Genomic DNA, 12645 nt, shown 5'->3' with positions numbered 1-12645 from the left:
CTACAAACCCTGACGAGGCTCCCATGTAGGGCCTCGCGGTCCAACGGAGGAGCAACCCATGACGATTTCCAGACGTGACGTATTGATCGGCGGCGCCGGGCTCGCCGCCGGTGCCGCATTGCCTGCGCCGTCGATCGCCCAGACGGCCAATATCGAGAAGGGCGCGACGCTGCGCGTCCTGCGCCCGACCAAGTTCGTCGACCCCGACCAGACGATCTTCAACGAGAACACCGAAGCGTTCACCAAGGCGACCGGCGTTCAGGTCCGCGTCGACTATGCGAGCTGGGAAGATCTGCGCCCGCAGACGGCGGTGACCGCCAATACCGGCGCCGGCCCCGATGTCGTCGTCGGCTGGGCCGATGATCCGCACATCTTCGCCGACAAATTGGTCGACCTGACTGCGATCGCCGAGGATCTCGGCAAGAAATATGGCGGCTGGTACCCGGTCGCCGAGAAGTACGGCAAGAAGGACAAGACCAATCAGTGGATCTCGATCCCGATGGGCGGCTCCGGCGGCCCGGCGGTCTATCGTGAATCCTGGGTCAAGGAAGCGGGCTTCGACAAGTTCCCGACCGACCATGCCGGGTTCCTCGACCTCTGCCGCAAGCTGAAGGCCACCGGCCACCCGGCGGGCTTTGCGCTCGGCAACGCGGTCGGCGACGGCAACGCCTTCTGCAACTGGCTCGTCTGGTCGCATGGCGGCTACATGGTCGACGAGAACAACAAGGTCGCGATCAACTCGAAGGAGACGATCGAGGCGCTGAAATACGCCAAGGCCCTCTACGAGACCTTCATCCCCGGCACCCTGTCCTGGCTCGACATCAGCAACAACAAGGCGCTGACGGCGGGCGAAGTCGGCCTGACCCAGAACGGCGTCTCGCTCTACTTCTCGATCAAGAACTCGAAGGACGAGAAGATCGCGGCGATCGGCAAGGACCTCAACCATGCGCCGATGCCGGTCGGCGCCGGCGTCGGACGGGCGACCGAGACGGCGCTGGTCATCAACGCCATGGTGTTCAAGCACACCAAGTTCCCGAATGCCGCTAAGGAATATCTCCGCTTCATGATGGAGAAGGAGCAGTACGACAAGTGGCTGACCGGCTGCTTCGGTTACTGGACCCAGCCGCTCAAGGCCTATGCGCAGAGCAAGGTCTGGGAGAGCGATCCCAAGATCCTGGTCTATCGCGACACCTGGGAGCGCGCTCTGTGGAGCGGCTACAAGGGCGCGATCACCGAGGCTGCCGGCACCGTCAACGCCGAATACGTCATGGTGCAGATGGTCGCCTCGGTCTGCGCCGGGCAGGCGACGCCCGAACAGGCTGCCGCGGAAGCCGAGCGCCGCGCCAAGCGCTACTACCGCACCTGATCCGTCACGACCGCGCCGCCGCCACCGCGGCGGCGCGGCTCCATTACGGGAAATCGCGCCATGACGATCGCGGCCGAGGCACGGGCCGGCCACCAGTTCTCTCACGGCTGGCTGACGCGCCTGTTCGACTACAAGCCATTTCTGGTTTTCATCTGCCTGCTGCCGGCCCTGGGCCTGCTGCTGGTTTTCCTGAGCTATCCGCTCGGCCTCGGCGTTTGGCTCGCCTTCACCGATACCCGCATCGGCCGCGCCGGTTATTTCATCGGCTTCGAGAACTTCCAGTCGCTCTGGCACGATCCGGTCTTCATCACCTCGGTCTGGAACACGCTGCTCTATACCGGCGTCGCGACCGTCGGGAAGTTCGCGCTCGGCCTCTGGCTGGCGTTGCTGCTCAACAACCACCTGCCGTTCAAATCGCTGCTGCGCGCGCTGATCCTGGTGCCCTGGATCGTCCCGACCGTGCTCTCGGCGATCGCCTTCTGGTGGATCTACGACCCGCAGTTCTCGATCATCTCCTATATCCTGGTCGATGTGCTCGGCTGGCGCGACACCTATATCGACTTCCTCGGAGCCCCCTGGCCGGCACGCTTCTCCCTGATCGCCGCCAATATCTGGCGCGGCATCCCCTTCGTCGCGATCTCGCTGCTCGCCGGCCTGCAGACCATCTCGCCGGCGCTCTACGAAGCGGCGATGCTAGACGGCGCCAATGCCTGGCAGCGCTTCCGGCATGTGACGCTGCCGATGCTGATGCCGATCCTGGCGGTGGTGCTGACCTTCTCGGTGCTGTTCACCTTCACCGACTTCCAGCTCGTCTACGCCATCACCCGCGGCGGACCGATCAACTCGACCCATCTGATGGCGACGCTCGCCTTCCAGCGCGGCATCCCCGGCGGCCAGCTCGGCGAGGGCGCGGCGATCGCCGTGGCGATGATCCCCTTCCTCGTGATGGCGACGCTGTTCAGCTACTTCGCGCTCGCCCGCCGCAAATGGCAGCAGGGAGAAGACAATGACTGATCAAGCTGCTGCGGCACGCCCGCATCTGGTCGAGAAGGAGCAGGCCGGCGTCATCGACTGGTCGTCCGGACCGCGCCGCTTCATCACCCTCTATCTGCCGCTTTCGCTCTTCGTGATCATACTGCTGTTCCCGTTCTACTGGATGGCAATCACGGCGATCAAACCGAACTCGGAACTCTACGACTACAAGAACAACAACCCGTTCTGGGTGAAATCGCCGACCCTGGAGAACATCAACAAGCTGCTCTTCCAGACCGACTATCCGCAATGGCTGCTGACGACGATGACCGTCGCCACGGTCGCGACGGCCCTCTCCCTGTTCTCCAGCGTGCTTGCCGCCTATGCGATCCAGCGCCTGAAGTTCAAGGGCTCGCAATATGTCGGGCTCGGCATCTACCTCGCCTATCTCGTGCCGCCCTCGATCCTGTTCATCCCCATGGCGACGCTGATCTTCCAGCTCGGTCTGTTCGACTCGCAATGGGCGCTGATCCTCACCTATCCGACCTTCCTGATCCCGTTCTGCACCTGGCTGCTGATCGGCTACTTCAAGTCGATCCCGTTCGAGCTTGAGGAATGCGCCATGATCGACGGCGCGACCCGGCTGCAGACGCTCTGGAAGATCACCTTGCCTCTGGCGCTGCCAGGCCTGATCTCGGCCGGCATCTTCGCCTTCACCCTGTCCTGGAACGAGTTTATCTACGCGCTGGCCTTCATCCAGTCCGCGGAGAAGAAGACCGTCCCCGTCGCCGTGCTGACCCAGCTCGTCGAGGGCGACGTCTACCATTGGGGCTCCCTGATGGCCGGCGCCCTGCTCGGCTCGATCCCGGTCGCCCTGCTCTATTCCTTCTTCGTCGACTATTACGTGGCCTCGCTCACCGGCGCGGTGAAGGAATGAGTCCCTGCCGGGCCCGTCCAGGGGCGGGCCCGCTATCAGCATAAAGGTTGGTTTTGTGAGTTCGATCGCCTTCGTCGGCCTCGGCGCAATGGGTGCGCCGATGGCCGAGAATCTCGTCAAGAAGCAGTTCCGCGTCACCGGTTTCGACATGCGCCAGCAGGCGCGCGACGCCCTAGCCGCAGCCGGCGGCCATGCCGCGGCGAGCGCCGGCGACGCGGCGCAGGGCGCGGATGCCCTGATCCTGATGGTCGTCAATGCCGCGCAGGCCCGTGCCGTGCTGTTCGACGCCGGCGCGCTCGCCGCCCTTGCACCGGCCGCGACCGTCATCCTGATGGCGACCTGCCCACCCGGCGAGGTCGAGGCGATCGCCGCCGAGGTGGAGAAGACAGGCCGTCGCTTTGTCGACGCGCCGGTCTCCGGCGGCGTCAACGGCGCGCGCGGCGGCACACTGACGATCATGGCCGGCGCCGCGCAGGCGGATTTCGACGCCGCCAGGCCGATGCTCGACGCCATGGGCGACAAGGTCTTCCATGTCGGGCTGAAGCCCGGCCAGGGCGCGACCGTGAAGACCGTCAACCAGCTGCTCTGCGGCGTCCACATCGCGGTCGCGGCCGAGGCGCTGTCGCTGGCACAGAAGGCCGGGATAGACGGCGCGCTGCTGTTCGAGATCATGGGCGGGTCGGCCGCCTCGTCCTGGATGCTCCGGGATCGCGGGCCGCGCATGCTCGACGACGAACCGCCGGTCGCCAGCGCCGTCGACATCTTCGTCAAGGATCTCGGCATCGTCCTCGATGCCGGCCGGGCCGCCAAGGCCTCGCTGCCGCTCGCCGCTGCGGCGCACCAGATGTTCCTCGCCGCTTCGGGCCTCGGCCATGGCGGGCGCGACGACTCGCAGGTCGTCCGTGCCTATCGCGCGCTGAACCCCAAAGCGGCCAATGATGCCTGAATGTGATCAGCAGTGCGCCGCCTGCGGACAGAGGGGTCTGCAGGCGGGTAGCATGGCCGTCGACGCCAAACCGGAGCGGCGCGGCGCCCTAATGCTTGCGCGGCGGAGCCGTGGTCCCGCGCACCACGAGGTCCGGCTTCAGCACGACGCGGCGTGCGGGCGCGGCGGGTTCCGCGATGCGGCGCAGCAGCATCTCGGCCGACTGGCGCCCCATATCGTCCTGGAAGTTCTTGATCGTCGTCAGCGCCGGGTACCATTGCGCCGCTTCCTGGACGTCGTCGCAGCCGATCAGCGAGAAGCCCTCGCCCGCCTCCAACCCGCGATGGCGCAGACCGAGCATGGCGCCGAAGGCTGTGAGATCGTTGAAGCAGACCGCGGCCGTCGGCGGGTTTTCGACGTCGAGCACCGTCTGCACGCCCTTCAACCCGGTCTCGCGGGTTCCCCAGCCGGAGTAGACCAGCGCCGGGTCGAGCGGCAGGCCGTATTTGACCAGCGTCTCGCGATAGCCGCGATGGCGGTTGCGGCCAGTCGAGATCAGCTCGCTCTGCCCGAGGAAGGCAATGCGGCGATGGCCGAGCTCCAGCAGATGCTCCATCGCGAGCACCGTGCCGTGCCGGTCGTCGGAGCCGACGAAATCGAGGTCGACGCCGGAAATCTCGCGCGAGAGCTGGACCAGCGGCACCTGCGCCGCCATCAGATGCGCCAGCGTCTCCGCCGTCGTTCCTCCGGCCGGACAGATGATCATGCCGTCGGGGCGGTATTCCTTCAGCGTGTTGAGAACCCGGTCCTGCCGCTCGAGGTTCTCGGCATAGGTGCCGAGCAGGATCGAACGGCCATTGGCCGCCGCGGTTTCCTCGATAGCGGCCAGAAGCTCGGCGAAATAAGGGTTGGTGATGTCGTGGAAGCCGACGCCGAGAATGTTGGTCCGGTCGGTCCGCAGCGAGGCCGCGCTGCGGTTGTAGCTGTAGCCCATCTCGCGCGCGATCTTCTGGACGCGTTGCTTGGTCGCATCGGCGACGAGAGGGCTACCGCGCAGGGCGAGCGAGACTGTCGCAGTCGAGACGTCGAGATGGTCGGCAATGATCTGCAAGGTAACGCGGCCCCGCCCTCCCAAGCGTTCCCGAGGCACTGCCGAGCCCTTCCCGAACGAAGAAGGGTCACGCAGGTTTCCGTCACCAGCCATAAAACGCTTCTCCTGAAGCGGGTTAACCACGGCCTTCAACCAGTTCTTGGTCAAATCGTTCCGCATGTTCACAGTCCATCTCATATAATCCGGAGAAACTAAAGATGACCGTTCAGAAAGAATCGATCGGCTTCATCGGCGTAGGCTTCATGGGTCAAGGCATGGCCTCGTGTATCCTCGCCAAAGGCTTCCCCTTGACCGTCATGGGGCATCGCAACCGCAAACCAGTCGAAGAACTCAAGGCTGCTGGCGCGCAGGAGGCCGCGACGCCGCGGGAACTCGCCGAGAAGACCTCGATCATCTTCCTTTGCGTCACCGGAACGCCGCAGGTCGAAGCCGTCGTCAACGGCCCAGACGGCATCGCGGCCAGCGCAAAGCCCGGCACCATCATCGTCGACTGCTCGACCTCGGATCCGAGCTCGACCGTCAGACTGGCAGCCCAACTCTCGGCCATTGGTCTCCACCTCTGCGATGCTCCGCTCGGCGGCACACCCGCGCAAGCGGCTCTAGGCCAACTCTCCACCATGATTGGGGCGGACAGCGAGGTTTTCGCGCGGATCAAGCCGGTCTGTGACGCATGGGCACAAAAGGTCGTGCATCTCGGTCCGGTCGGCGACGGCCACAAGATGAAGCTGCTCAACAACTTCCTCTCGATGGGCTATGGCGCGATCTATTCCGAGGCGCTGACGCTGGCGCAGAAGATCGGCATTACGCCCCAAACTTTCAACAGCGTGATCTCCGGCGGCCGGATGGATTGCGGCTTCTACCAGACCTTCATGCAGTACGTGCTGCAGCGCGACCGCGACGCCCACAAGTTCACCTTGTCGAACGCGCTGAAGGATGTCCGCTATCTCGAAACGGTCGCCAACGATGCCGGCGTGCCTAATCCGGTCGGCAACGCCGTCAAGAACGTCTATGCCCAGGCCGTCGCGGCCGGCAAGGGCGACGACTTCGTGCCGATGCTCTCGGACTTCGTGGCGTCGCAGAACCGCCTCTCGCTCGCCGACAAGGGCTGAGCCGCGCGCCCTCTAATCCAGCCGGGCCGAGCCTTCGGGCACGGCCCGGACCCGCTCACGATAGAGCAGATAGAGGCCTGAGGCGATGACGATGCTCGCGCCGATGAAGGTGTAGCGGTCAGGAATCTGGCCGAAGACGAACCAGCCGAGCGCCACCATCCAAACGATCTGCGAATAGTTGAAGGGCGAGAGCATGCTCGCCGGCGCGCGCTGATGCGCCAGGATCAGCAGCCAATGCCCGAGGGCTCCGAAAAGCCCGGTGCTCAGCATCAAGAGCCAGCTCAGCCCGTCGGCCGGCCAGGACCAGAACCACGGGACCAGCGGCACCATCACCACCGCGCCGACCATGCCGGAATAGAACATCGTCGTCTCCGGGGAGTCGCTGGCGGCGAGCATCCGCGTCGATATGCTGTAGAAGGCGTAGCAGAAGCAGCCGCAGACGGTGAGCAACGCCGCCGGATGCAGGCCGCCGAGCCCCGGACGCGTGATCACCAGCACGCCGACGAAGCCCACCGCGATCGCCACCAGCCGGCGCGGCCCGGCCCATTCGCCGAGGATCGGCCCGGCGAGCAACGCGACCAGAAACGGCGTCGCGAACATGATCGAGACCGTCTCGGCCAGTTGCAGGTACTTCAGCGCGAAGAAGTTCAACGCGGTCGAGGTCAACAACAGAAGCGAGCGGATGCCCTGCAGCCAGGGCCGGCTCGTCTTGACGATGCCGGGTCGCGACCAGGGGTTGAGGATGATCGAGACCAGCGCCACGCTGATGATATAGCGCGCCGACACGACCTGGGCGGTGTGCATCGAGCTCCCCAGCCATTTCGCGGAAGCGTCGAGCAACGAAAAGCACAGTACCGCCGCGCACATCAGCAAGATGGCAGTCAGGCGATTCCGGCTTGTGTCCGGGTGCGGAGCAGGTGCGGCCGACAAGCGAGGCGTCTCGTCATGCTCTGGGGGAATGACCAGAGATCAATGAACCGATTTAAAGACTGAGACCAGCCCCATGACGCATGCGCGCCATGCCGCAGGAGCGCCCGGCCGCTTCAGGCCGCGTCGTCCACATCCTCTTCGGGATCGTCGAGCTCGGCGCCGGCCTGCGAAAGCCCCTTGGCGACTTTGCGCAACAGCTTGCGCAACTGCTTACGCTCTTTGGAGTCGAGCTTCTCGAGCAACTCGTCCTCGACCTGGTTCCACACCGCGTCGAGCGCCGTGGCGGTCTTCTGGCCGTGCTCGGTCAGCGCGACCTGGACCAGCCTGCCATCGCGGCCTCCGCCCTCGCGACTGACGAGGCCCTGCAGCGACAGTCGGCCGATCGTCTTGGAAACCGTCGGCGGCTTGACCCGCAGCAGACTGGCGAGCTCGCCCATCGTCATCGGCGCCGCCTGCAGCGCCTTCAGCGCCTGCTCCTGGCCGGGGAAGAGCCCGAGCGCGTTGAGCCGCTCGCCCATCCGGGCCCTGTGCAGCCGCGCGGCGACCAGCAAGGCCCGGCCGACGCTTTTCTCGATCGTCTTGGTCATGAGCCGGCCCCCCGAAAAGATTTCCGATACTTTTCGCCGGCTCTGCAATCGCCCGCGATCATGACAGGCAAATGACAGTCCTTTGACGGTCACCTAAAATTGTGCGGTCATCTCCCCGACCTTGCGTAAAAATCGCTCGCGGCTCTCCGACGTCGAGCGGTTCATGTCGTAATGGGCCTGATAGCTGAGGCGGGCGGTGGGATGGCAGACCGCCCGCAGCGAGCGGCAGACCAGCTTGCGTGGCGGGTCGCCCATCAGCATCGCCCGCCAGCGTGAGCCGCCATAGGTGGTGACCGCGGCAAGCCGGCGAATATTCCAGAGGCTCGGCTGCGCCTGCCCCTCGACCAGCTTGAAAGAGACGCCCGGCAGGAAGACCCGGTCGAAATAGCCTTTCAGCATCGCCGGATAGCCAAAATTCCAGACCGGGAAGCACAAGACCAGTGCCTCGGCCGCGCGCAGCCGTTCGACATAGCCGGCAACCGAGCTGCCGTTCTTAGCGGGGTCGAGATAGTCGAGACGCTCCTGCCGGCTCAGCACCGGCTCGAAGCCCTCGGCATAGAGGTCGCAATCGTCGACCTCATGGCCATGCCGGCGCAGCCCGTCGACGGCAGCGGCGTGCAGCGCCGCGCCGAAGCTCTCGGGATTGGGATGCGCATAGACGACGAGGACGCGCATGCTCAGCCGCCGGCCGCTTCGCCCAAGCTGCGAAACAGGAAGGTCTTGCCGGCGCGGTAGTCGTATTGCGGGTCCTCCCAGGCGACCATCTTGCCGGGGTTGAGCAGGCCCTGCGGATCGGCCTCGCGCTTGAAGGCGAGCTGGACCTCGTCGGTCTGTTTCATGCCGCCCTCTTCCAGCGTGTAGCGATGCGGGTTGAAGATCGGCGCGCCCATCTCCTCATGGATCGCCATAATCTCCTCTAACCGCTCTTCCGTGGTGAAGCGCACCAGCGGCAGGCCGAAGCAGGTGATCTTGCCGTCGAAGCGGACGAACTCGAGATGGCAGGTCAGCTCGTCGCCGAAGCGCTGATGGATCTTCTCGACCAGCTCGACCTGGTTGGGGAAGGGGTAGAGCACCTGCAGATAGGTGATCGACGGATCGACCCTGAGCGCCCGCAGCGTGGTGTGGTTCCAGGCCAGCTCGAAGGAAGGCGGCAGGCCCTTGGCTTCTTCCGGCGTCAGCTTGTCCGAACGCATCAGGAGTTCGGCGCCGCGGAATCGGCGGGCAAAGGCCAGCATCGATTCCACCGCAAAATCGGCGACCATGACGATAACGCAATGGCTATCGCGCGGCAGGAACTTGCGATGGCGCAGGAAATAATCGTGCGGCGCAGGAGCTGCGACGACGGCGAGCTCCTTCAGCGCCAGCCCGTCCTGCTCGCCGAGCAAGTTCGCGAACTCGGTGGCACCGCGCAGGCTGTCGAAGCCGATGATCGCGTCGACCCAGTTATAGGCCGGCCCGAGCGGCATCTCGACCTCGGTGATGATGCCATTGGTGCCATAGGCGTGCGAGACCTTGTGCAGGTCCTCGCCCTGTAGCTTGAGAATGCGCGGCGTCGCCTCCATGGTCGCGACCTTGAGGCGGATGATGTTGCCCCAGTCGCGCAAGCCTCCCCATTTGATCGAGCCGACGCCGCCGGAGCCGCCGGCGATGAAGCCGCCGACCGAGGCGGTGTGGTAGGTTGAGGGGTGCAGGCGGATCTCCTGGCGCGAATGCGCCCGGGTCTGCTTGTCGATATCCGAGAGGATCGCGCCGGGCTCGGCCACATAGCGGCCGGGCTCGATCGCCTTGACCTTGTTGAAGCCCGAGAGATCGAGCACCACCCCGCCGGAGAGCGGCATGGCCTGGCCGTAATTACCGGTGCCGGTGCCGCGCGGCGTCACCGGGATGCCTAGAGCATGGGCGGCGGCGAGCACCTCCAGCACCTCCGCCTCGCTGGTCGGCGAGACGATGATGTCGCCGGTGACCTGGTCGAGCTGGCGCTTCAGCGTCGGCGAGTACCAGAAGAAGTCCCGGCTCTTCTGCTTCACCAAAGCGGGATTGTCCTCGCTCCTGATGTTGCCGAGGCGGGCCTTGAGGGCGGCGATGTCGTACTTCGTGCTCATGCGTCGGTGCTCATCAGATGGTCGAGTTCGCGATAATCGGGCAGCGTGCGGTCGATCGCCTTGCCGCAGATCAAGACGGTGCGCTCGGCCTGCGGCCGGGCGAAGAATTCGGTCCAGCCCCGTGCCCGGGTCAGGATCATGTCGGCGGAGCCACCGACACTGAGCCGCCCCTGTCCGGGGAGGCCCATCAGCGTGGCGGGCGTCGTCGCGATGCTCTCTACCCAGTCATTGCCGGAATGGTCCAGCTGGAGAATGCGCGTGCCCTCGCGCAGCACCTCGACGAGGTCGAGATCGCCATAGGCGTAGAAGGGATCGCGCGTATTGTCGGAGGCGATCATCACCGGCACGCCGGCAGCCTTCAGCTCATGAAGCGCCGTGACGCCGCGCCAGCGCGGCGTGCGGCCGGCCTGCCGGTCCTGCAGGTACATGTTGCACATCGGCAGCGAGACCACGGCGATGCCGGCCTCGGCGACCTTGGCGATGATCCGCGCCTCGTCCTGCGGCTGCTGCAGCGCCAGCGAGCAGCAATGCCCGGCCAGGATCCTGCCGGTGAAGCGATGGCGCAGCGCTGCGTCGGCAATGGCCTCGAGCGAGCGCGCCGCCGGATCGTTGCTCTCGTCGACATGGAAGTCGAGGTCGAACCCGTTCTCGATCGCGTTCCGGAAGATCGTATCGAGCGCCGCCTCCAGCTCGGGGATCATGTAGGTCACGCAGCCGAGCAGCCCATCGCCATGCGCCCTCACCGCTCGCGTGATCGCCTGCATATGGGCACCGTCGGCGACGGCCTCGACGCCGAACAGCGGCGAGCCCTGCAAGGCGATGCGCCCGGCCCATTCCGACCTGAGCTCGGCCAGCACCGGCCAGGAAATCCCGATCTGCGGACCGAGCGAGTCGATATGGGTGCGGATCGCCGCCGTGCCGTGCGCGAAGGCGCAGCGCAGGCCGAACTCCATGCGGGCCCTGACGTCCCGCGCCGTCCAGTTCGCCTCGCGGTCGACGCCGACGCTGCTCAGCGCCCCCATGAAGCTGCCGTCCGGATTGGGCCGGCGCGGCCAGATATGGCCCTTGTCGAGATGGGTGTGCACGTCGACGAGACGCGGCAGGACGATACCGCCATCGAGATCGAAGGCCTGCGAGGCATCGAGGCCCGGCATGCCGGCGGGCAGGAGCGAGGTGACGACGCCGTCCTCAATCGCGATGTCGAGCAGCGCAAAGCCGGCGCGGTCGCTCGCTATGGCTTCGGCCGAGATCAGGCAGGCCGGCACCCGGGCATTGTTCAAGCGATAGCTGCCCGAGGCCGGGATTGCTGCAAAGCCGGTAGTCACGTGGTTCTCTCCGGCTCGCCAAACGCCGCCTGAATCGGGAGGCGCGAAGATGAGGGCTCGGCGCGCCGCGATCAAGCGGCTCGTCGAACCCACGAGATCAGAGCCTGAAGACCTGCTGCGCCGTCTTGTGGGCCCGGATGTAGTCCCAGTCATAGGTTACGCCGAGGCCCGGCCCGGTCGGTACCGGCACGGTGCCGTCCTTGTCGACGGCGTCGATCTGGTCGGAATAGCCGCATGTGTAGACCGGCGGCACGGCATTCGGGCAGTCCGGGCCGAGCAGCGCGATCTCGTAGAAATTGGTGTTGCGGGTCGCCGCCATGCAATGGCGATGGGCCGGGCCGCAGGCATGGATCTCGACATCGACGCCGAAGGCCTCGGCGAGATGGGCGATCTTCATCGCCCCGGTGATGCCGAGATCGTATTCGGGGTCCGAGCGCAGCATGTCGGTGCCGCCCGCGATCAGGAAGTCGGCCTTGGTCTCGAAGCCGCGCAGATATTCGGTCTGCAGGATCGGCGTCTTCAGCATCTCGCGCAGTTTCTTGTGGGCGAAGGCCGAGACGCCGCAATCGCGCATCGGATCCTCGTACCAGAAGTAGTTCGCCTCGTCGCAGGCCCGCCCGACATAGAGCGCATCGGCGAAGGTCCGAAGCTCGTTGGCGGGATCGAGCATCAGCGTCATTCGGTCGCCGACCGCCTTGGCGACATGCAGCACGTTGCGCGCCTCTTCCTTGGCGTCGCCCTCATGCCAGCCATGGACCTTGTAAGCACGATAGCCGAGCTCGTAGCAGCGCTCGGCGAAGTCGGCGAAGGCCTGCGGCGAGTCGAGCCCGCCATTGCGGTCGCCATGATAGGTCGAGGCGTAGGATTTGAGCCGCGTGCGGTAGCCGCCGAGCAGCGCCGAGACCGAGGCGCCGTAGCGCTTGCCGGCGAGATCCCACAGCGCGATATCGATCGGGCCGATGCCCATGCCGTCATGCTGGCGCAGTTCCCGCTTCATCTCGTTCCAGATCAGCTCGCGATGATCGGGATCGCGGCCGAGCAGGCTCGGCGCCAGCGAGACCGTCTGCGCCATGGTCGCGCGGCTGCCACCCCAGTGCATGACGTACTCGCCCTGCGCCCCGTCATCGCTGCGGATGACGATGGCGAACTTGGTCAGCTCCAGCGAGGAATTGGGCTTGTAGCCCATATTGTAGATCGCCCGCAGCTTGTCGGAGGAGACCCCGAGATTCCTCGCCGTGAACGAGAATTCGGTGATCTCGACTTCGGTGATGGTGGCCATGG

12 protein-coding genes are annotated in these 12645 nt (G+C 65.6%); 5 read left to right on the top strand and 7 right to left on the bottom strand.

Annotated features, from left to right (window positions below; translation table 11 throughout):
• The first annotated feature begins 58 nt into the window (after positions 1-58).
• Genes DK26_RS22650 through DK26_RS22635 form a run of 4 tightly spaced genes read left to right on the top strand, consistent with a single transcriptional unit; the run spans position 59 to position 4221 of the window.
• A complete protein-coding gene (locus DK26_RS22650) occupies positions 59-1366 on the top strand; it encodes an extracellular solute-binding protein (protein WP_066477384.1) in 1308 nt (435 codons plus the stop codon).
• A 60-nt stretch (positions 1367-1426) separates the two neighbouring features.
• Entirely contained in the window at positions 1427-2380 is a 954-nt protein-coding gene (locus tag DK26_RS22645; RefSeq protein ID WP_066477379.1) for a sugar ABC transporter permease, read from the top strand.
• Entirely contained in the window at positions 2373-3275 is a 903-nt protein-coding gene (locus tag DK26_RS22640; RefSeq protein ID WP_066477376.1) for a carbohydrate ABC transporter permease, read from the top strand. The genes DK26_RS22645 and DK26_RS22640 overlap by 8 nt, the downstream gene beginning before the upstream one ends.
• A 55-nt stretch (positions 3276-3330) precedes the next feature.
• Positions 3331-4221, top strand: a complete 891-nt coding sequence (locus DK26_RS22635; RefSeq protein ID WP_083533479.1) for an NAD(P)-dependent oxidoreductase — start codon at positions 3331-3333, stop codon at positions 4219-4221.
• An 88-nt stretch (positions 4222-4309) separates the two neighbouring features.
• Here the strand turns inward: DK26_RS22635 and DK26_RS22630 are convergent, their stop codons facing one another.
• Positions 4310-5311 carry a substrate-binding domain-containing protein gene (locus DK26_RS22630; protein WP_248310073.1) on the bottom strand — a complete coding sequence of 334 codons (1002 nt, stop codon included), beginning with the start codon at positions 5309-5311 and terminating at the stop codon, positions 4310-4312.
• A gap of 170 nt (positions 5312-5481) precedes the next feature.
• Here DK26_RS22630 and DK26_RS22625 point away from each other — a divergent pair, with 170 nt between their 5' ends.
• The gene (locus DK26_RS22625; RefSeq protein WP_349236336.1) at positions 5482-6420 is read left to right on the top strand and encodes an NAD(P)-dependent oxidoreductase; all 939 of its coding nucleotides are present in this window, start codon (positions 5482-5484) and stop codon (positions 6418-6420) included.
• A 12-nt stretch (positions 6421-6432) separates the two neighbouring features.
• Here the strand turns inward: DK26_RS22625 and DK26_RS22620 are convergent, their stop codons facing one another.
• The 6 genes from DK26_RS22620 to DK26_RS22595 all read right to left on the bottom strand — a co-directional run bounded on the left by DK26_RS22620 (position 6433) and on the right by DK26_RS22595 (position 12643).
• Complete coding sequence (locus DK26_RS22620; protein WP_248310072.1) at positions 6433-7350, bottom strand: DMT family transporter; 918 nt, start codon at positions 7348-7350, stop codon at positions 6433-6435.
• 113 nt (positions 7351-7463) lie between these two features.
• On the bottom strand, positions 7464-7937 hold the full coding sequence (locus DK26_RS22615; protein WP_066477370.1) for a MarR family winged helix-turn-helix transcriptional regulator: 474 nt from the start codon (positions 7935-7937) through the stop codon (positions 7464-7466).
• Positions 7938-8030: 93 nt separating this feature from the next.
• Entirely contained in the window at positions 8031-8612 is a 582-nt protein-coding gene (locus tag DK26_RS22610; protein ID WP_066477367.1) for an NAD(P)H-dependent oxidoreductase, read from the bottom strand.
• 2 nt (positions 8613-8614) lie between these two features.
• Entirely contained in the window at positions 8615-10039 is a 1425-nt protein-coding gene (locus DK26_RS22605) for an FAD-binding oxidoreductase (RefSeq protein WP_066477360.1), read from the bottom strand.
• The gene (locus tag DK26_RS22600) at positions 10036-11364 is read right to left on the bottom strand and encodes a cytosine deaminase (protein WP_066477357.1); all 1329 of its coding nucleotides are present in this window, start codon (positions 11362-11364) and stop codon (positions 10036-10038) included. The genes DK26_RS22605 and DK26_RS22600 overlap by 4 nt, the downstream gene beginning before the upstream one ends.
• A 97-nt stretch (positions 11365-11461) precedes the next feature.
• Positions 11462-12643 (bottom strand): enolase C-terminal domain-like protein, encoded by a 1182-nt coding sequence (locus tag DK26_RS22595; protein WP_066477354.1) that lies wholly within the window; start codon positions 12641-12643, stop codon positions 11462-11464.
• Between the last annotated feature and the right edge of the window lie 2 nt (positions 12644-12645).

This window comes from Allobosea sp. WAO (genome assembly GCF_001509835.1).
GTDB lineage: Bacteria > Pseudomonadota > Alphaproteobacteria > Rhizobiales > Beijerinckiaceae > Allobosea.
The sequence above is the reverse complement of the archived record's forward strand: the minus strand, read 5'-3'. Positions and strand labels throughout refer to the sequence as shown.